This is a genomic window from Nakamurella aerolata (assembly GCF_013002705.1).
Taxonomy (GTDB): Bacteria; Actinomycetota; Actinomycetes; order Mycobacteriales; family Nakamurellaceae; genus Nakamurella; species Nakamurella aerolata.
In genome coordinates, this window is the sequence record NZ_JABEND010000008.1 from 206,628 (window position 1) to 226,094 (window position 19,467).

The 19,467-nt window shown below is 69.4% G+C and carries 17 protein-coding genes; 9 read left to right on the forward strand and 8 right to left on the reverse strand.

What is annotated here, in order from left to right; all coding sequences use genetic code 11:
- Positions 1-50: 50 nt before the first annotated feature.
- On the forward strand, positions 51-1,298 hold the full coding sequence (locus tag HKD39_RS14320) for an ROK family transcriptional regulator (RefSeq protein ID WP_171200549.1): 1,248 nt from the start codon (positions 51-53) through the stop codon (positions 1,296-1,298).
- A gap of 72 nt (positions 1,299-1,370) precedes the next feature.
- On the opposite strand, the gene HKD39_RS18915 is transcribed toward HKD39_RS14320, so the two are convergent.
- Positions 1,371-1,547 carry a VOC family protein gene (locus HKD39_RS18915; protein WP_212754576.1) on the reverse strand — a complete coding sequence of 59 codons (177 nt, stop codon included), beginning with the start codon at positions 1,545-1,547 and terminating at the stop codon, positions 1,371-1,373.
- A gap of 409 nt (positions 1,548-1,956) precedes the next feature.
- Here HKD39_RS18915 and HKD39_RS14330 point away from each other — a divergent pair, with 409 nt between their 5' ends.
- Positions 1,957-2,970, forward strand: coding sequence for a helix-turn-helix transcriptional regulator (locus HKD39_RS14330; protein ID WP_171200550.1), 1,014 nt, complete (start codon positions 1,957-1,959; stop codon positions 2,968-2,970).
- Positions 2,971-3,142: 172 nt separating this feature from the next.
- Here the strand turns inward: HKD39_RS14330 and HKD39_RS14335 are convergent, their stop codons facing one another.
- Positions 3,143-3,943 carry a GNAT family N-acetyltransferase gene (locus HKD39_RS14335; RefSeq protein WP_212754577.1) on the reverse strand — a complete coding sequence of 267 codons (801 nt, stop codon included), beginning with the start codon at positions 3,941-3,943 and terminating at the stop codon, positions 3,143-3,145.
- Between the two features lie 122 nt (positions 3,944-4,065).
- Between HKD39_RS14335 and HKD39_RS14340 the strand changes: the two genes are divergently transcribed.
- From HKD39_RS14340 to HKD39_RS14350, 3 genes are all read left to right on the forward strand, one after another.
- Complete coding sequence (locus HKD39_RS14340; protein WP_171200551.1) at positions 4,066-5,361, forward strand: aminotransferase-like domain-containing protein; 1,296 nt, start codon at positions 4,066-4,068, stop codon at positions 5,359-5,361.
- Between the two features lie 111 nt (positions 5,362-5,472).
- Positions 5,473-6,486: a D-alanine--D-alanine ligase family protein gene (locus tag HKD39_RS14345; RefSeq protein WP_343074721.1), complete on the forward strand. Its 1,014-nt coding sequence runs from the start codon at positions 5,473-5,475 to the stop codon at positions 6,484-6,486.
- Between the two features lie 129 nt (positions 6,487-6,615).
- Positions 6,616-7,161, forward strand: a complete 546-nt coding sequence (locus HKD39_RS14350) for a GNAT family N-acetyltransferase (protein WP_171200552.1) — start codon at positions 6,616-6,618, stop codon at positions 7,159-7,161.
- A 440-nt stretch (positions 7,162-7,601) separates the two neighbouring features.
- Here the strand turns inward: HKD39_RS14350 and HKD39_RS14355 are convergent, their stop codons facing one another.
- The 3 genes from HKD39_RS14355 to HKD39_RS19730 all read right to left on the reverse strand — a co-directional run bounded on the left by HKD39_RS14355 (position 7,602) and on the right by HKD39_RS19730 (position 11,034).
- Entirely contained in the window at positions 7,602-8,165 is a 564-nt protein-coding gene (locus tag HKD39_RS14355) for a GNAT family N-acetyltransferase (RefSeq protein WP_171200553.1), read from the reverse strand.
- Positions 8,166-8,678: 513 nt separating this feature from the next.
- Positions 8,679-9,890 carry a ParB/RepB/Spo0J family partition protein gene (locus HKD39_RS14360; protein WP_171200554.1) on the reverse strand — a complete coding sequence of 404 codons (1,212 nt, stop codon included), beginning with the start codon at positions 9,888-9,890 and terminating at the stop codon, positions 8,679-8,681.
- Between the two features lie 139 nt (positions 9,891-10,029).
- Positions 10,030-11,034, reverse strand: coding sequence for a ParA family protein (locus HKD39_RS19730; RefSeq protein ID WP_343074730.1), 1,005 nt, complete (start codon positions 11,032-11,034; stop codon positions 10,030-10,032).
- Positions 11,035-12,462: 1,428 nt separating this feature from the next.
- On the opposite strand from HKD39_RS19730, the gene HKD39_RS14370 reads away from it, so the two are divergent.
- Complete coding sequence (locus HKD39_RS14370) at positions 12,463-12,612, forward strand: hypothetical protein (RefSeq protein ID WP_171200555.1); 150 nt, start codon at positions 12,463-12,465, stop codon at positions 12,610-12,612.
- A 9-nt stretch (positions 12,613-12,621) separates the two neighbouring features.
- Entirely contained in the window at positions 12,622-13,665 is a 1,044-nt protein-coding gene (locus HKD39_RS14375) for an LLM class flavin-dependent oxidoreductase (RefSeq protein ID WP_212754578.1), read from the forward strand.
- 364 nt (positions 13,666-14,029) lie between these two features.
- On the opposite strand, the gene HKD39_RS14380 is transcribed toward HKD39_RS14375, so the two are convergent.
- Positions 14,030-15,961 (reverse strand): ABC transporter ATP-binding protein, encoded by a 1,932-nt coding sequence (locus tag HKD39_RS14380; protein ID WP_171200556.1) that lies wholly within the window; start codon positions 15,959-15,961, stop codon positions 14,030-14,032.
- A gap of 372 nt (positions 15,962-16,333) precedes the next feature.
- Between HKD39_RS14380 and HKD39_RS14385 the strand changes: the two genes are divergently transcribed.
- Entirely contained in the window at positions 16,334-17,110 is a 777-nt protein-coding gene (locus HKD39_RS14385; protein WP_343074722.1) for an SGNH/GDSL hydrolase family protein, read from the forward strand.
- Here HKD39_RS14385 and HKD39_RS14390 read toward each other — a convergent pair.
- On the reverse strand, positions 17,087-17,542 hold the full coding sequence (locus tag HKD39_RS14390; protein ID WP_171200557.1) for an AAA family ATPase: 456 nt from the start codon (positions 17,540-17,542) through the stop codon (positions 17,087-17,089). The two genes, HKD39_RS14385 and HKD39_RS14390, sit on opposite strands and share 24 nt — an antisense overlap.
- A gap of 36 nt (positions 17,543-17,578) precedes the next feature.
- A complete protein-coding gene (locus tag HKD39_RS14395; RefSeq protein ID WP_171200558.1) occupies positions 17,579-18,295 on the reverse strand; it encodes a TetR/AcrR family transcriptional regulator in 717 nt (238 codons plus the stop codon).
- A gap of 140 nt (positions 18,296-18,435) precedes the next feature.
- Here HKD39_RS14395 and HKD39_RS14400 point away from each other — a divergent pair, with 140 nt between their 5' ends.
- Entirely contained in the window at positions 18,436-19,389 is a 954-nt protein-coding gene (locus HKD39_RS14400) for an NAD-dependent epimerase/dehydratase family protein (protein WP_171200559.1), read from the forward strand.
- The last annotated feature ends 78 nt before the right edge of the window (positions 19,390-19,467 follow it).

The window sequence follows — 19,467 nt, forward strand, 5'->3', positions numbered from 1 at the left end:
CGGCCCCGCCGTGGCAGCGCTACCACGCGGAGAGGACACCCGACGGCACCATGGTGGAACGACGCGACGGCACCGGCAATGGGCCGCATCTGCTGCGGCGGCTGAGTCGCTCGGCGGTGCTGCGCCGACTTCGCGATCACGCCGCCGACGGAGCGGCCGTCACTGCCAGCGAACTCGTTGCGGCGACCGGACTTTCCCGTCCGGCGGTGGGACGAGCGTTGGTCGATCTTGACGAGCGTGGGCTGATCACCGAGCTGGCGTCGGCCCGGCCGCTCGGCGCCGGCCGGCCGGCCCGCCGATTTCGCTTCGCCGCCGACCGCGGTCTGGTCGCCGGACTGGAGGTGGGGCCGCAACAGGTGCAGGTGCTGATCGCCGACCTGGCCGGCCAGGTGCTGACCGAACATCGGGTGGCTACCACCCCGGCGGCGCCCACGGTGCTCACCGCGGCCGCCGATGCCACCCGGCGCGCGGTGCGCGATCTGGGGAGGCAGCCGGGCGATCTGTGGGCGGTCGGTGTTGGCAGCCCCGGCGTGGTTGACCCGGACGCCGGGGCGGTCCGGTTGGCACCGAGCATTCCCGGCTGGGCCGGTCTGCCGGTCAGCCGGGTGTTGGGCGAGCGGCTCGGCTGCCCGGTGCTGATCGACAACGACGTCAACCTGGCCACGCTCGCCGAGCGGCTCTCCGGCGCCGGGCGCGACCACCGCAACTTCGCCTTTGTGTACTGGGACGAGCGGGTCGGGTCCGGTCTGGTCTTCGACGGGCAGCAGTATCGCGGCAGCCACTTCGCCGCCGGTGAGGTCGGTTTTCTGCAGGCCGCACCCGGGGCGACGTCCAGCACGCTCGGTGCGTTCGAGGACAGGGTCGGGCTGCCGGGGCTGCTGCGCACGCTGGACTCGGCGCCGGCCGAGCTGGCCGCGGTGTTGCGGTCGGTGCCCGAGGACGACCGGCTCGCCACCCTGTTCGGCTGCGCCGAGCCGGCCGGCGCGGCGAAACTCTCGGCCCCGGAACCGGTGGTCGTACAGGCAGAATCCCTGTGCCGCAAGCTCATTGCCGACTTCTGCGACGGGGTCGCCGCGCTGGTGCTGGTGGCCGATCCCGGCATGCTGGTGCTGGGCGGCCGGGTCGCTCAAGCCGGGCCGCCGGTGCTGCGCCGAGTCCGCGAACAGCTCAGGGAGCGGGTGCTCACCGATCCGGAGATCGTCGGCTCCGAGTTGGGTGAGCGGGCCGTTTGCCTTGGCGCCATGCACCGCGCGCTGGAAACCGTTGACGCGCGTTTGGAGCAGGCGATCAGCAGCTGAGCCACCGGTATCGCACATGGCCAGCCGTTCTCCTCGCGGAGATTGTGAGCCACGCCGGGACCGGCGCACGCTTCACGATCTCTTGCTGTGCAGCTGCTCCCAGTGTTGATTGCGCATGATGCCGAGCAGGTTGCCGAACGGATCGAGCACTGCCGCGGTGGCGAACCCCTCGCCACGGTCAGTGATCGGCTGGTACGCGCGACAACCACTGCGCAGCAACTGATTCCAGACTCGCTCCAGGTCGTCCACCGCCCAGTAGGGCAATCACCCCGCCCGGTTCGGTGCTGGCCGCGGTGCCGTCTGCGGCGCGCGCATAGCCGCGCTGCATGATGCCGAGCTCCACCTGATCCGGCCCGACCCGAAACTCGACGTAGCCGGGAACTCCCTCGGCCGGCTACCGGAAATAGGGCTGCTGGCCGAGCAACTCGGCGTACCAGTCGGCCGCTGCGGCGACATCGTCGGCGAGGTAGGTGAGGGTGCTGATGCCGTTGAGCATGGTCACTTTCTCCTTGGTGGTTTCTCCGGGCTTGCCAGTTCTGCGCTGCCGGTTCTTCGGGCCCGTGCCGGTTGCTCGGGTCGGCGCCGTTGACCGGCGTGCCACCAGTGCACCTGTGAAAAGTGCTCACCCAATGACTACTTTCCTTGAAAGAGTGTTGGGATGCGCGCGGATCGACTGATCGCCACCGTCCTGCTGCTGCAGGCGCGCACCCGGGTGACCGCCGCCGAGTTGGCCCGCGAGCTGGAGGTCTCTGTGGCGACCGCCCGGCGAGACCTTGCGGCCTTGTCGGCAGCCGGAGTGCCGGTCTACCCGCAGCCCGGCCGGGGTGGTGGTTGGCAGCTGGTCGGGGGCGCCCGCACGGATCTCACCGGCCTCACCGAATCGCAGGCCCGCCAGCTGTTCCTGCTGCTCGGACCCGCGGCGGCCGGCCGACCCGACGCCACCGCAGCACTCGCCAAGCTGCACCAGGCGCTGCCTGCGTCGTTCCGCGCGGGTGCGGCCGCCGCCGGTCTGGCCGTGCTCGTCGATCCGGCCGGGTGGGGCGAGCAGCGCGCCGGTCGCCCGGAAATCGTTGCGACACTTGAACAATCAGTGATCGATCGAGCCGAGCTGCGGCTGCGGTATCGGCCGCGGCAGGGGTCCGCCGAGGTTTCCTCGGGCGACGACGTTGCGGTGGTGCGGCCCTTGGCCGTGGTCAGCAAGGGCGACAGCTGGTACCTGCTCGCCGAACGGGGCGAGCGACGCGAGCCGGGCCCCGGTGACCGCAACCCCGCCGAGACGCGCACCTACCGGATCGACCGCATCCGCTCCGCCACGCGCACCGGCGAGCACTTCACCGCGCCAGAGCCGGCCGAGGTGCGGGCCGCCTGGAGCACCGCGGTGGCGCAGGTGGAAGCGATCCGCGGGACGGTCGCGGCCACTGTCACGGTGCCGGCGGCGTTGGTTCCGGTGTTGCGCAAGCTGTTCGGGCGGCACTTCACCCTGGAGCCCGCCGATCAGCCGCGGCAGCCCCCGAGCGCCGCGCTGCACGCAGTGGTGACGGCGCACACCGTCACCGGCCTGGCCGAACAGCTCGCCGGCTTCGGCAGCACCATCGAGGTGACGGCGCCGGCCGCGGTCCGCGCCGAACTGGCGCGGATCGGGGCCGAGCTGCTGGCGCGTTACTCCGGCTGAATGTCGCGAATCCGGGTCGCGTCAGCTCGTCGTGCCCGAATCCGGGGTCGAAACCGCAACCAGACCCCGATTGACGACATCGCCGCGCCTGCACACCCCGGCAAGCGCGGGCTACACCACCACCGCGCTGCTGGCGCGTTACTCCGACTGAATGTCGCGAATCCGGGTCGCGTCAGCCTGTCGTGCCCGAATCCGGGGTCGAAACCGAAACCAGACCCCGATCGACGACATCGCCGCGGCTACACACCCCGGCCAGCGCGGGCTGCACCACCACCGCGCTGCGCGCCGGCGCCGCGGTGAACAGCCGGTCGAGCGCGGCCTCCACCTCGGCCTGCCACCGATGCTCGCCGGCGGACAGTTCGTAACGCAGCCGCGGCAGCCGATGGTGCGGCTGCACCTCGGTGAAGCCGACGGCCCGCAGGAATCCCGCCGGCAGCACGCACGGCACCGGACCGCTGGTGCCCGCCCAGTGCTCCTCGGCGGCGACCAGCCGCAGCCCCGGATCAGTCAGGTCGGGGCCGGTGTCCGGACCGGCCTCCGCCTGGGGAGCGCCCTCATCCCCGAACGCTTCGACCGCGCGCACCCCGCGGCCGGCCAGCGCGGCGACCACCCCGTCCAGCAGGAACCGCCCGACGCCATGGCCGGCGAAGTCGGCGTCGATCCGGGCCGCGGTGAGCAACACCGCGTCCGGCGAGACCGGTCCGCTGGGCATCACCGCGGCGCCCGGCACCGTCGTCGGCGGCGCGAAGATCGCGTAACCGGCGGTGCGCTCGTCAACGGTGACCAGCAGCCCGGCGCTGCCCCAGGTCAGGCTCACGCCGGACAGCCACACCTCTTTCTCGAACGCGGCGGCGCTGCGGTCGGCGAGCAGCGCGGCGCCGTCCGGGCCGATCTCCCAGAAGGCGCAGTGCCGACACGGCTCCGGCAGGTCGCCGATGGTCGACATCGACAGCGGGACCAGCGCCAGCGTCATCCGCGTCCTTCCGTGGGTGCCAGGGAGCGTCCGCCCGGGCGGCGGGCCCGCGGCCCGTAGACTCAGACACTTCCAGCCGTCCATCCAAGCAGCCGGCCCCGCAGCAGAGAAGTGACTCCCACATGACCGGAAACTCGCTCGACCCGCATCTTGCCAGGTACGCCGCCCGTACCGAGGGCATGCGAGCTTCCGCCATCAGGGCCCTGTTCGCGGTGGCGAATCGGCCGGAGGTGGTGTCGTTGGCCGGGGGCATGCCGTACCTGGCGTCGCTGCCGCTCGACCAGCTGGCCGCGGAATCGGCTGAGTTGATCGCCAAGGACGGCCGGGTCGCGCTGCAGTACGGCTCCGGGCAGGGCCTGCCCGAACTGCGCGAGCAGATCTGTCAGGTGATGAGCCTCGAGGGGATCAACGCGCACCCCGACGATGTGGTGGTGACGGTCGGTTCCCAGATGGCGCTGGACCTGGTGACCAGGATCTTCTGCGATCCCGGCGACGTGATTCTGGCCGAGGCGCCCAGTTACGTCGGGGCGCTGGGCACGTTCGCGGCCTACCAGGCGCAGGTGGTGCACGTCGATTCCGACGACGACGGGCTGATCCCCGCCGCGCTGCGCTCCGCGATCGCCTCGGTGCGCGAGTCCGGCCGAAAGATCAAACTGCTGTATACCATCCCTAACTTTCACAACCCGGCGGGAACGACGCTGGCGGTACATCGCCGCGGCGAGATCGCGGCGATCTGCGCCGAGGCCGGCATCACCGTGCTGGAAGACAATCCCTATGGGCTGCTGGGCTTTTCCGGAACGGTGTACCCGGCGATCCGCTCGATGGACGCCGACAACGTGATCTACCTCGGGTCGTTTTCGAAGACGTTCGCCCCTGGGCTACGGGTCGGCTGGGTGCTTGCCCCGCACGCGGTGCGGGAAAAGCTGGTGCTCGCCAACGAGTCTGCGACCTTGAACCCGCCGGTGTTCAACCAGATGATGATCTCCCGCTACCTGGCCAACTTCGACTGGCAGGGCCAGATCAAGACCTACCGCGAGCTGTACGCCGAGCGCCGGGACGCGATGCTGGCGGCCCTGGAAGCGCACATGCCCGAGGGCACCGCCTGGACCCACCCGGACGGCGGCTTCTACGTGTGGGTGACGCTTCCTGAGGGGTTCGACACCGCGGCCATGCTGCCCCGGGCGGTGACCGCCAGGGTCGCGTACGTTCCCGGAACAGCCTTCTACGCCGACGGTTTCGGCACCCGGCAGATGCGATTGTCGTTCTGCTATCCGACGCCGGAACGGATCACCGAGGGCGTGCGCCGGCTGGGCGCGGTGCTGGAGGGGGAGCAGGAGATCATGCGGACCTTCGGAACCGGGTTTGCTCGGCGCAGCGTCGGTCGCGGGCCCAACTCGCCGTCTCCGGATACCACCTGAGATGCCTGATTCTGTCGGGAAACCTGTTGCGGTGACGGTTTTTTCCGGCGCAACACGTGTGAGCCGCCGGTGCGGCCGCACCCCTGCATCACCTCACGCAAGGAGGCCGCTGTGACTGCTCCAGCCCCCACCGACCAGCTCAAGGCCGAGACTGCGGCGGAAACGACAACCAGACATGCGGTGGTACTCGCCGGTGGGCTGACCCACGAGCGTGAGGTGTCACTTCGCTCCGGATCGCGGATAGCGGGTGCGTTGCGGCGCAACGGTATCGACGTGACGGTACGCGACGCGGACGCCGAGTTGGTGCCGTGGCTGCTGGCGCACCGTCCGGACGCCGCGGTGATCGCGCTGCACGGCGGTCGCGGCGAGAACGGTGCCGTGCAGGCGGTGCTGGAGATGGCTGGGGTGCCGCACGTGGGCACCGCCTCCCACGACTGCCGGCTGGCCTGGGACAAGGCCACCGCGAAGAACCTGTTGCGTCGCCAAGGTTTCACCACGCCCGAGTGGTTGACGTTGTCGCACAGCACGTTCCGTGATCTGGGTGCGGCCGGCATCATCGATCTGCTGGTGGCATCGCTCGGGCTGCCGTTGATGTTGAAGCCGTACCAGGGCGGATCGGCGCTGGGTGCCAACGTGGTGCGGGAGCCCGACGAGTTGCCCGCGGCGTTGGTATCGTCGTTCGCGTACGGTGATGTGCTGCTGGTGGAGCGCTTCGTGACCGGCACCGAGATCGCATTGTCGGTGATCGACGACCCGGCCGGCAACCCGGTCGCGCTGCCGGCGGTCGAGATCTCTTTCCCCGCAGACGTATTCGACTACGAAGCCAGGTACACCGCAGGTGTCACCACCTACTATGCGCCGGCCCGGTTGGACCCTGAGGTGGCCGCCGCCGCAGGCGAGCTGGCGGTGGCGGCGCATCGCACGCTGGGCCTGCGCGACGTGTCCCGCACTGACGCGATCATCGATGCGGACGGAACCGTGCAGTTCCTCGAGGTGAACGTTTCGCCCGGGCTCACCGAGACCTCGCTGCTGCCGATGGCGGTGGAGGCGGCCGGGGACGATCTCGGTGCGGTGTACTCCCGGCTCCTCGACGATGCCGCCGCCCGCGGTCCGCTGCTGCGCTGACTGGCGTCCTGTTGTGGCGGATGCTGGTATGGGGAGAGCCGTTGCGCCACAGGGTGATCGCATCCCGGTGCCAGTGCGGGTTGGCAAATGCGGTGGAGACCCGTTGCGGTGCGCCGTTACGGTCTTGGCATGAGTGCCCCCGCTGATGGTTTCCTGATTCGTCCACTGCGCGTCGCCGACGCCGATGAGCTCGGCCGGGTGCACGTGCGGGTCTGGCGGGAGGCGTACGGCGGCATGATGAGCGCACAGACGCTGGCCGATCTCGATCCCGCCGGTTACGCGGACATGTGGCAGCGGGCCGCTGAACGCAGCGTCGAGGCCGAACCGGAATACATCGTCTCCGACGGCGCCCGCGGCTCGATGACGAGGGTTGCCGAGGACGCCGCTTCCGGCGCACTGGTCGGGTTCATCAGCGTCGGAGCCGCCCGCGACGACGACGCTCCCACCGCCAGCCAGCTCTGGGCGATCAACGTGCTCGCAGCGCAGCACGGCAGCGGGGTGGCGCAGCGGCTGGTCGACGCCGCGCTCGGACCCGATCGACCGGCATACCTGTGGGTGGTCGAGCAGAATGCTCGCGCCCAATCCTTCTACCGGCGCAACGGTTTTCGCACCGACGGTGGTCGCCTCCGTGACGACGACCTCGGTTGCGACGAGATCCGGATGGTGCGCCGCTGATCCACGCCGGACGCCCGCCCGGTACTGCGCCGTCCGGTTCCACGGGCTCGGATCCGGCGGCCCGCGGCGACGGCGCGCGGTCGGGCGCGGCGCTGGTGCTGCGGTCGCGGCTGCGTTGTGTCCTGGTCTCGGAGTCCCCTGGTCCGGTCCGGTTTGAGCCAGTGCGCTGTGGTTGGTCGGCCGGCTCCACGGCTCGTCGGCAGTTCGGCTCGGCGGCCGGTCGGCAGGTCACGCAGTGGACGGGCTATGCCGTCCCTGCCATCGGTGAGGGGGCGGTCGACCGCAGTGGTCGACCGCAGTGATTGGGCGCGGCGGTTGCGCGCGGCGGGGTCGGCACGGCGGGGTAGGCGCAGTGGTTGTGCGCGGCGGGGTGGGCGTGCGACGGCGACGGCCCGCGCGAGGCGATCAACCGAGACCCGTCGTGGCGCGATCGTCCCGGATCAGCCGCGGTATTGGACAACAGGTCTGTCGTCGGACAGCCGATCAACCACGGAAAACCCTTGGCGTTCAAAGGCTTTCAACACGCCGGTGAACCGGTTGCGGGTTGCGCCGGGCGCCGCGTCGTCAATCGGGTAGGCCTCGAGCACCGCACCGGTCGCCCGGGCCCATGCCGTCGCGTGACCGATCAGCGCCGTCATCACCCCCTGTCGGCGGGCATTCGACGCCACCACGAAACACGGCAGCGACCACACATCGGGTTCGGAGACGTCTAGCCTTCCGAAACGGCGCGCCAGCCACGGCAGTTCGCTGCGTGGGGACAGCCGCGCCCAGCCGACCGGCCGATTGTCGAGGTAGGCCAACAATCCTGCGGACCCGGACCCCAGCTGCTCGCGCAGCGCATCCCGGTTCTCCGCGTGAGGACGCCGGTGATACTGCGCCCCTAACAACCAGTACTGGCACCAACACCCGTTGAATCCCGACGCCGGAAAGAGCTCCTCGAGGTCGGTCCATCGGTCGCCGGTGGCCGGCTCAACACGCAGCCGCGGCGTCGTCGAGTCCGTCATCGCTGTGTCCTTTCAGCGCGGTGACCTTTCCAGCGCTGTGTCCGTGCCGGCGCTGTGTCCCTCCAGCACTGTGTCCCTCCAGCGCTGTGGCCCATACCCACCGGTACGACCTTTCCACCGCAGGCCCGCCACGACCAGGCCCCTTGCGGCGACCGGACGCCTGGTTCGGGCCGCCGGATCCGAGCGAGCGCCGATGCCGCGGACGCTCAAGGCGGCGACGGCTCTCGTGCCGGGTGACGCCGCCGGTCGGAAGGCAGTTCCGACGGTCGCGGGTCCCGAATCCGAATCGACGCGCCGGGCGGCGGTCAAAACTGTTGTGTCGCAATCACTTTCGCGCCCCTACGCCGACCACTTCGAGCAGCGGGCAACCGTATCGTCACAGTGACGGAACTAGTGCGCGTGGTCGCCCGATGGAATTACACGTTTGTTATTCGCCGACGGTGTTTTCGGCAGGCCGGAACACCGCGGCCCTGCCGGAGCAGCCGCGGCACCGCCCTTCGAGCGCCATGGTCCCTAGGACGAGGCGTCGTCGGCGGCAGCCGGGCGGGTGCGGTTCGTCAGCTCCGGCGCCAGAATCTCCACGATGCGCTCGAGGTCGTCGACCGAGGCGAACTCCAGCGTGATCTTGCCCTTGCGGCGGCCCAGCTCGACCTTGGCGCGGGTGTCGAACCGATCCGACAGTCCGCGGGCAAGATCGTCGAGACCCGGCATGATCATCTTCTTGCGGGGCGCCGGCTTCTTCTTGGGAATCGCAGACTTCAGCAGCGTCACCTGCTCCTCGGTGCCGCGGACCGAGAGTCCTTCCGCCACGATCCGCGCCGCCAGCTGCTCCTGCGCGTCGGCATCGTCCTCCAAAGAGAGCAGTGCTCTCGCATGCCCGGCGGAGAGCACCCCCGCCGCCACCCGACGCTGCACCGGCACCGGCAGTCGCAACAGCCGGATGGTGTTGGAGATGACGGGTCGACTGCGTCCGATACGGGTAGCCAGCTCGTCGTGAGTCACGTCGAACTCGTCCAACAGTTGTTGGTAGGCCGCGGCCTCTTCCAGCGGGTTGAGATTGGCGCGATGGATGTTCTCCAGCAACGCATCGCGGAGCAGATCGGCGTCTTCGGTGCGCCGGACGATCGCGGGGATGGTGTCGAGGCCGGCCAGCTGGGCGGCACGCCAGCGGCGTTCGCCCATCACCAGCTCGTAGTGGACCAGCTGCTCCTCAGCGGCGCCCTCTTCGGGTCTCTTTTCAGCACCCTTTTCTCCGCCCTCGGCAGGCGTCTCGCGTTCGCTGCCCGGCGTCCCGGTGCTCGGCGTCTCGGTCCGGGCGGCGCCGGTGTCGGGTTGACCTGCGGCGGTGCGGGGGACCGGCTGGGCCAGTCGCCGCACTACCACCGGCTGGAGCATGCCGAACTCGCGCAACGAGTGTTCGAGCTCGGCGAGCGCCTCGTCGTCGAAGACGGAGCGCGGGTTGCGTGGGTTGGGCCGGATGTCAGCAGGCGAGAGCTCCTGATAATGCGGCGCGTCGGGGTCCGCCGGAGGTCGCTCGGCCGCTGCGGGCTCCGGTGAGTTGCGCTCCGGCGCGTCGCCATCCTGTGCATCGACAGGGCGATCCCGACGCGGGTCGGAGACGGGTTTGCCGTCGCCAAGCAGCACGTGCGACACCGTGTTGGTGGTCGGACCGGTGGGGATCAACGAGGCGATACCGCGGCCGAGGCCGCCCCTCGACTTACTCATGACGACTCCTCGTGCTGACGGACGGATCGGCGATCAGCCGATTCGGGCCTGATGAATGGCGTGCGGTGGCGCCGCGCCGACTGTTCGATACCGGCAACAGCTCGGGCGCTGGATGCCGATTTGGGCCGGCCAGTGCCCGTCACAGTGACGACTCCGCGGCGGCTTCGTGCTGAGCCACGTGGACAGCCTCGGGCGAACCGGCACCGACGGTTTCCGTCGGGCCGACGCCCGGCTCATCTGACGCGGAAGCTGTGGCAGGGTCGGCGACATCGGTTTCACGTGAAACATCGCGGTTGGTTCCGCGGTGGGCGATCTCCCGAGCGGCGTCGAGGTACGCCATCGCGCCTCGGGAACCCGCGTCGTACGTGATGACGGACTGACCGAAGCCGGGGGCTTCAGACACCTTGACGGAGCGGGGGATTACCGTGCGCAGCACCTTCTCCTGGAAGTGTCCGCGCACCTCCTGCGCTACCTGATCGGCGAGTTTGGTGCGCCCGTCGTACATGGTGAGCAGCACGGTGGTGACGGCCAGTTGCGTGTTCAGGTGCTGCTGGATCAGCGAGATGTTGTTGAGCAGCTGCCCGAGTCCCTCCAGCGCGTAGTACTCGCACTGGATGGGGATCAGCACCTCTTGCGTCGCCGTCATGGCGTTAATGGTGAGCAGTCCCAACGATGGTGGACAGTCGATGAAGACATAGTCGTACTCGCCACGGATCGAGTCGATGGCGCCCTTCAACCGGGACTCGCGTTGCTCCATGGTGACGAGTTCAATCTCAGCACCGGCGAGATCGATGGTTGCCGGCAGCACGCCCAACCGCGGCGCGTCCGGGCACGTCTGGATAGCCTCGGCGGCCTCGATCTCGCCGAGCAGCACCTCGTACACCGAGGGGGTGCCGAGTCGGCGCTCGGCACCGAGTGCCGTGCTGGCGTTTCCTTGCGGGTCGAGGTCGACGACCAACACGTGCAGCCCGGCCAGAGCCAGCGCGACCGCGATGTTCACGGTGGTGGTGGTTTTCCCTACGCCACCCTTCTGGTTGGCCACGGTGAACACCCGTCGCTGGCGCGGCCGAGGCAAGGTCAGGTCGCCCTGCTGCACTTCGAGCGCTTGCCGCGCAGCTCGGGCAATTGGCGTGTCCTCCTGCAGGGCCGACGGGTCGCCGTCCTCGTCATCCTCGGTGTCGGCACTGCCGAAGGCCGAATCCCGGACACCCAGCACCCGCTCGGAACCCGTGGTCGTACCGGTCGCGGTTTCACGTGAAACACGGCTCCCGGCGGGAGTGTGATTCGCTCCCAGGCTCGCGGCCACGTCGCTTGCACCGTCGGCAGCTGCACCCAGCTCCGTACTGTTTCTGGCTCCGTCGTCATCAGTCTTGGGCGTTGTTTCACGTGAAACATCGCCGCCAACACCTGCGTTGCCGCGCCCGCTGTCGAGAGAATCGGAATCCTCGGTCTGCGAGCTTGAGGTCGCGCCGGTGGACGGCTGTGGGGCATCGACGCCTGCCATCTGGGTTGAAGCAGCTGCTGCCGCTGAAGAGCCGTCACCATCCGCATCCCGACCTTCGACGGCGGGCGGCTCCATCTTCGAGACGCTCGCGACACTGGCCGCGTCGGTGGCGCCGGCGCCACCCTCGGTCCTGTCGTCGATGGTCGACGGCTGCCGGGCGTCGGCAGTCATCGCCCTGCCGGGGAGCAGGCTTGCGTCGCCATGTTGTTGCGCCGAGGCGTCGCTCGCAGTTTCCCCGTCCGCATCGTCGGCTCCCGTCAATGTTTCACGTGAAACCGCGTCGTTGCTCTGAATCAGGTCGTTGCTCTGAATCAGGTTGTCTTCGCCGATTCGAGGCTCACCCGGTACGGCGACCGTCGCGACGTCGTCTGAGCCGACCACTACAGCACCGGCGCTCTCGCCTTCACTCTCACTGTTCACTGATGGACCGTCCACCGAATTGGCGGCGTCCGCTTCGTTGTGCGAGGGCGACTCCGAACCGGAGCTGGCATCTCGATGAGCGCCCCGTTCGCTGCTGGAGCCGAGAGCATTGCCGTCCGCGGACGCCTCGGCGCTGTTAGTACGGCCCACTGTTGCTGGTTCCCCCGCCAGCTCGCGATCCGCGGCCGAATTGCCGGCGACTTCGGCGCCTTGGTTGGAGGACTTTGACCTGGAATCAGCTGCGGGATCCTGGTCGGGACGAACAGCGGTCTCGGTCTCGGACGGCTCGGTCAAGAACACTCCTCCGAAGAAGGATGGATACGTCGGCCCGGGCGGCGGTCGCCGACCGGACCGACACTACGGGACCGATCCGGCCCATAAGACGCCGATTCGCCCCCGGTGTGGACAGCTCCGGCCGGATCGGTGGACAACCGCTCTCGTACGGCGGAAGCAGTGTGGACAAGTGGACAACACCGTCGAGCACCTCGCCGCAACGAACACCTGGGTGATCGGTTCACGCTCGGGACTGCGGGCCCGAACGACGGTCGACCACGGCATGTTTCACGTGAAACCTCGAGACTCCTGCCGGCCTTGTTTCACGTGAAACACCACCATCGCCCGACGCTCTGTTTCACGTGAAACAACACCTTGCGTGCGCTCAAGCCGTGGGCGCAGGGACAGCAGGCCCACAAGGGCAACATCCCGCTGGGCACCGAGGTGTCCGTCTTGTCCGGGCCGGCCGCGGTGACCAGCCGGCAGCATCCCGCTGGGCACGGAGGCGTCGCCGCCACCTTCTAAGGTCGACACATGACAACCGAGCCCACCGCTCCCACCGCTCCCGCCACTGCATCGACGGACAACGACGGCGCCCGCGCGCCGCAGGTTGCACCCGGCGCAGACTTCACCGTCGGCATGTGTTTCGACCGCAGCTTTCCCGCCGCGGCGGTCACCGAGTTCGCCCACAGGCTGGAGGCGGGGGGAGTGGACGAGCTCTGGCTGATCGAGGATTGCTTCTACACCACGGCACCACCGCTGGCCGCGGCTGCGCTGGCGGTCACCGACCGACTGAGCGTCGGCCTCGGGATTCTGCCGGCCGTTGCCCGCACCCCTGCGATTACGGCGATGGAGATCGCCACTCTGGCCGGCCTCGGACCCGGCCGGGTGATCGGTGGGATCGGCCATGGAGTGCAGAGCTGGATGCGCCAGATGGGAGCGGAAACCGCATCGCCGGTCACCACACTCGATGAGGTGATCGGTGCGGTCCGCCGGCTGCTCGCCGGTGAAACCGTGACCGTCGACGGTCGTGAGGTTCATCTGACGGACGTCCGGCTGGAGCACGCCCCGCAGCCGATTCCGCCGGTGGTGGCGGGTGTTCGAGGGCCGCGCTCCCTTCGCCACGCCGGCCGGTTCGCCGACGGGGTGCTGCTCGATGCACCTTGCCCACCCAGCTACGTCGATTGGGCGAAAGACCAGTGCCGCCGCAGCCCGGACGACTTTCAATACCGCTGCTTCGCCACCATGTGCATCGTCCCCGATCGCACGGAGGCGTATCGCATCAGCGCCGGTTTCCTCACGGAGATGCTCGACCAGCACCATCCGGGTCTGGCCGCGCTGCCGTTTCACGATGAGCTGGTTGAGCTCGGCAAGCGCGGCGAGGACGCCCTCGCCGGCATGCCCGCCGACTGGTGGGGTCAGATCGGCGCCATCGGTACCCTCGACGACGCGGTGGCCTACGTCGAGCAGCTTCGCGACCGGGGTATTCGCGGCGTCAGCATGTTCCCGGCGCCCGACCTCGAGATCGCTCGTGGCCAGATCGACGACGTCATCGCGCTGCGCCGCGCCCTGACCTGACAGGCCGCCGCACTCCATCCGCACTCCAGCCGGGCACCCAACCTCACCGACACAACACGGACACCGACCGGGCGTCACGAGCACCGACACACCCTGACCGGTCTGGACGAGCGGGCCGGGCGGGCGGGAGCGGGCGGCCCACGACCGGAACCCAGCCCACGCGGCGCCGACAAGGCGGCACCAGCCCCGACCAGACAAACCCGGACTACACGTCGCCGCCGGGCGAGGCAGCCCACGACCGAACAAGCCACCGCCAACGCCGGGCAGCCCGCGACCGGACAAGCCCGCGCAACGCAGCGCCCACCAGGGCGGGCCAGCCCACGTACCGGACCGAGCCGAACGCAGCTACCGGCCGACCCAGCGATCAGGCCGTCTGCAGGCAGCACTCATCGTCGCCCGCCCGGCGGCTGTCGCCGGCGCGCTCGGCGAGCGCGTCGTCACCGGCGAACTGGGTGCGATACAGCTCGCTGTACCGGCCGGACGCGGCGAGCAGTTCGGCGTGCGTGCCGCGCTCGACGATCCGCCCCTCCTCCAGCACAAGGATGAGGTCGGCGGCGCGCACGGTGGAGAGTCGGTGCGCGATCACCAGCGACGTGCGTCCGGCCAGGGCCTCGGCGAGGGCTTCTTGCACGGCCCGCTCTGAGGTGGAGTCGAGCGAGGCGGTCGCCTCGTCCAAGATCACCACTCTGGACTGGGCGAGCAGCAACCTGGCGATGGTCAGCCGCTGCCGCTCCCCGCCGGACAGCCGGTAGCCCCGCTCGCCGACCACGGTGCCGAGACCGTCCGGCAACGACGCCACCAGCTGCTCCAACCTGGCCCGCCGCAACGCGGCCCACAGCTGGTCGTCGGTGGCGTCGGGCGCGGCCAGCCGCAGGTTGCCACCGATCGAGTCGTGGAACAGGTGCCCGTCCTGGGTGACCATGCCGACGGCGCGGCGGATCGACTCGGCAGTGAGGTCGCGGACGTCGACACCGCCGATCCGCACCGCTCCGGAGTCGACGTCGTACAGCCTGGCGGTGAGCTGCGCGATGGTGGACTTGCCCGCGCCGGACGATCCGACCAGCGCCACCATGCTGCCCGGCTGAGCGGTAAAGCTGATGCCGTGCAACACTTCTTCGCCGCCGCGGGTGTCCAGCGTCGCCACCTCCTCGAGCGAGGCGAGTGACACCTTGTCCGCGGACGGGTAGCTGAACCGGACGTCGTCGAACTGCACGGCGAGTCCGCCGGCGGGCAGCGGCTTCGGATTCGGCGGATCCGCGATCAGCGGTTTCAGGTCGAGCACCTCGAAGACGCGCTCGAAGCTGACCAGCGCGCTCATCACGTCGACGCGCGCCCCAGCAAGGGCCGTCAACGGCGCATACAGCCGGGTCAGCAGCAGCGCGAGCGCAACCACCTGCCCGGCCTCCAGCCCGCCGCCGATCGCCAGCACCCCGCCGAGGCCGTACACCAGCGCCAGCGCCAGCGCCGAGACCAGGGTCAGCGAGTTGGTGAAGATCGACTGCAACATGGCGGTGCGTACCCCGATGTCGCGCACCCGGGAGGCGCGCGTGGCGAACTCCGCCGACTCGGCCGACGGTTGTCCGAACAACTTGACCAGAGTGGCGCCGGGGGCGGAGAACCGCTCCGTCATCTGGGTTGTCATCACCGCGTTGTGGTTGGCCGCCTCCCGCGACTGCGCCGCCAGCCTCGCGCCCATCCGCCGCGCCGGGATCACGAACAGCGGCAGCAGCGCCAGGCTCAGCAGCGTGATCTGCCACGAGATGCCGAGCATCACCACCAACGTCAAGGTCAACGTCACCAGGTTGGTGACCACCCCGGAGAGCGTGCCGCTGAACGCACGCTGCGCACCGATCACATCGTTGTTCAAGCGGCTGACCAGCGCGCCGGTGCGGGTGCGGGTGAAGAACGCCACCGGCATCCGCTGCACGTGGTCAAACACCGCGGTGCGCAGGTCGTAGATCAGCCCTTCGCCGATGCGCGCGGACAGCCACCGACCGAGCAGCGCCAGCGCCGACTCGGCCACCGCGATCACCGCGATCAGCACCGCCAGCAGGACGATCACCCTGGCCGGGCCGCCGCGGGTGATCGCGTCGACGACGCGGCCGGCCAGCAGCGGGGTCGCCACTGCGGTGCCAGCGGTCGCGATGCCGACCACCAGGAACCAGATCAACGCGGATCGGTGCGGCCGCGCGAACCCGCCGATCCGTCGCAGCGTCGCGACGGAGAACGGCCGCCGGTCGGAAGTGGCGTGCATCGCGTTGTACATCGCGTTCCACGCGGTGACATCCATGCTCATAACGGCGACGCTAGACCTTCAAGCCGACATCAGGTCCACCGCGCGCGTTCGGCTGCCAGCGAACCGGCGGACCGCTATCGGCGGCACCGCGCACTGCCGTCCGTTGCGCTGCGGCCATCCACATGTGTTGGCCCGCCCCGCGATGCCGGCCGCTCGCCTCCCGGGACGCCGCACCTGGTCGCCGCCGAGGACGGCCGGTTGCTGTGCTGCCGCCGCGCCCTGGGTCGCTGGGCCTGGACCAGCTCTATGTGGATGCCGCCCCTTCCCGGTGGTCTTGCGGCTTGTGTTGCTCGCGGGGCCGCGCCGGATGACGATCGCCGGAGCCGGACCCGGCTGCACCCTCGCCAGGGACCGGCTGCCAAGCTGGGAGCTGTGTACCGATCGATGGTTGCGCTGGGCAGTTCGTTCGCCGCCGGACCGCTGTTGCGGCCGGTCGCCGATCGACCAGCGATGCGGTCAATGCGCAACTATCCGCGATTGCTCGCCGGCCGGCTGGGTTGCGAGCTGGTGGATCTGACGGTGTCGGGCGCGACCACAAAGACCGTGATCGACGTGCCGCAGGTCACGATGACCGGCGAGCAATACCCGCCGCAGCTGGCCGGGATGCCACCGGACGCTGACCTGGTGACCATCACCGTCGGTGGCAACGACATCGGCTTCATCGGCGCGATGATGTACCACGCTTGGCGCCGGCATGACGCGAAAAGCCTTGTGCTGCAGGGAATAGAACCGCCGGGTGCGCTGGAGGACCCGATCGGCCGGGTAGCGGAAGGACTGGGCAGAGTGGTCAGGGCGGTACGCGAGCATGCACCCGGCGCCAGGATCGTCCTCGTCGACTATCTCACCGTGCTGGACGACGACCGTGGCTCTGCCGAGATCGACTACAGCGCAACGGAACTCGCGTTGTTCCGGCAGCGCCAGACCCAGCTGGCCGCCGGCTTCAGGCGGGCCGCCGACGACGAGGCGGTGGACCTGATGCCGATCAGCGCGGCGTCGTCCGGGCACGGGCTGGGCTCGGCGGAACCGTTCGTGTTCGACTTCATCCCCGATCCGCTGCGCACCACCGGCTCGTTCCACCCCAACGAGCGGGGGATGGCTTTCGTCGCGGACCAGCTGGCTGATCGGTTATCCGGAGATCGGTTGCCGTAGCAGCGATTCCACCGTGTCGGCCAGGCGCTGCACCGACTGCCGGCCGTCCAGCTCCAGTGTGCAACCCTTGCGTAGCAACGGTTCCACCGTGCGGTGGCAGTGGGCGATCTCGGTGCGTTCGGCCGCCGTGCGTCCGTACGGATTGTTGGTTCGCGAGCGCACCCTGGCCAGCAACACGTCCAGTGGCGCTGAGAGCAGAACGATGTGGTCGAACCAGTGATAGAACTGGCCCTGGTTCTCCACTGTTCCCTGCACCAGCAGCGTCTCGGACGATTCCAGCAGTTCGGTGATACGTGCTGTGTCCCAACGTCTCTGCTCGTCGAACCAGTCGCCGTCGTCGGTATCGACACAGCGGTAACCGCGCCGCGCGACGGCCTCGAGCAGGGTGGACTTGCCGGTGCCGGACATGCCGGAGAGCAGTACTCGGCTCACGCCGCGCTCGGCCCCGACGCCGTGGCGGTGGGCATGTCAGCTGAGCCCGAGGGAGTCGGCCAGCATGTCGATGTGATGGTCGAACAGGATCCCGCGGTCGGTGAAGGTATCGGTGCCGTACTGGTCGAACACGTCGAACGACACCGCACCGAAGAGCGCGGACCACACCAGCAGCCCGCGGGCGATCACCGCATCGGGTACCTCGAACTCGAACTGGCCGCGGATCCGGTCGAAGTCACGCCGCAGGGTGGCCGGCAGCGATGCCGCCGGAATGCTGACAGGTTGGGTCAGATCGCCTGTGCGATACGAACTTTCGATGATGTGCATCAGCGTGACGATTACCCTGGTGCCGGGGCCGACGGTCTGCTCCGCCGGGGCGTGATAGTCCGGCACCGGGCTGCCGAACAGTAACGCGTAGCGCGCCGGCTCGGCTACGGCCCAGCCGCGGACGGCCCGAGCCAGCGCGCGGAACTGTGCCCGGCCGGAATCAAATCCGTCGCGCTGTTGCACCTCGGCGACCGCGTTGTCCACCGCATCGCCCAGTTCGTTGTAGGCGTCCACCAGCAGCAGCGTGAGCAGGTCGTCCCGAGAGGCCACGTAGCGGTACACCGCGGACGAGACCACCCCGAGCTCGCGCGCCACCGCGCGCAGTGACAGTCCCGCCGCACCGTGCTCGATCAGCTGCTGGCAGCCGATTCTGGTGATCTCTGCCATCGTCTGCGCCCGGGCGCGCTCACGGGGGGTGCCGGTCATGATGCCAAGCATGCCAATCCACTCAGAGCACCGTCAACAAAAGAGAGCGCCGCTCTTGACAAGCTAGTGAGAGCACCGCACACTTTTTGTAAGAGCACCGCTCTCTTTTCAGGTTGATGCTCGCGTCCCGAGGAGTCGCTATGAACACGCCAGCACTACACGTCGTCACCGGAGCCGGCCCGGTGGGCAGCACGGTCGCCAACCAACTTGCCGCCGCGGGCCTGCGGGTCCGGGTCTTGACGCGTTCCGGCGGCGGTCCCGACCACCCGTTGATCGAGCGCCGACGGGTCGACGTCTCGGATCCCGTGGCGCTGGCCGGGATGTTCGAGGGCGCCGCTGCCGTTTATCACTGCATCCACGGCTCGAAGTACCGGGCGGACACCTGGCGAGCGGAGTTGCCGCGGGCCGAGCAGGTGGTGATGGACGCGGCCGGCAAAGTCGGTGCTGTTGTGGCGTTTCCGGAGAGCCTGTATGCCTACGGCCCCGTCACCGGGCCCATCACGCAGGACACCCCGCTCGCGGCAACAACCGGAAAGTTGGGCATCCGCGCCGAGCTGCTGCGCGCCCGGGAGCAGCACAGCACCCCGACGGTGAGCGTCGCAGCGTCGGACTTCTTCGGTCCGCTGGTACGCAGCGCGCACGCCGGAGAACGGATGATCCCGGCCGTGCTGGTGGGAAAGACCATGCGGGTGGTCGGCAGCCTCGATGCCCCGCACTCCTGGACCTATGTCCCCGACCTTGCCGCTGCCATGATTCGCGCGGCCGTCGACCAGGCGCTCTGGAACACCCTGCTGCACGCACCGACAGGTCCGGCGCTCACCCAACGGCAGCTGATCGAGGCGGTCGCCCGCGCGGGAAACGTTGCGGTGCCGAAGATGTCGACCATTCCGCTGTGGGCGCTGCGCGCCGCCGGGGTGTTCTCCACCGACAGCAGGGAGCTCGCCGAGACCGGGTATCAGTTCGCCCGCCCGTTCGTGCTCGACTCCACCCGCAGCGAGCGGCGGCTCGGCCTGGTGCCCGCCCCGCTGCAGCAGGCGCTCGCGGCCACCGTTGACTGGTGGCGCGGCCAGCTAGCCGAACAGCCGGCGGCGTGAGCGAACCTGCACCCAGGCAGGCAGCGCCGCGCACCGATCGCCGGCGCCCGTCGTCCCCAGCGCTATGGCCGGCCCGGC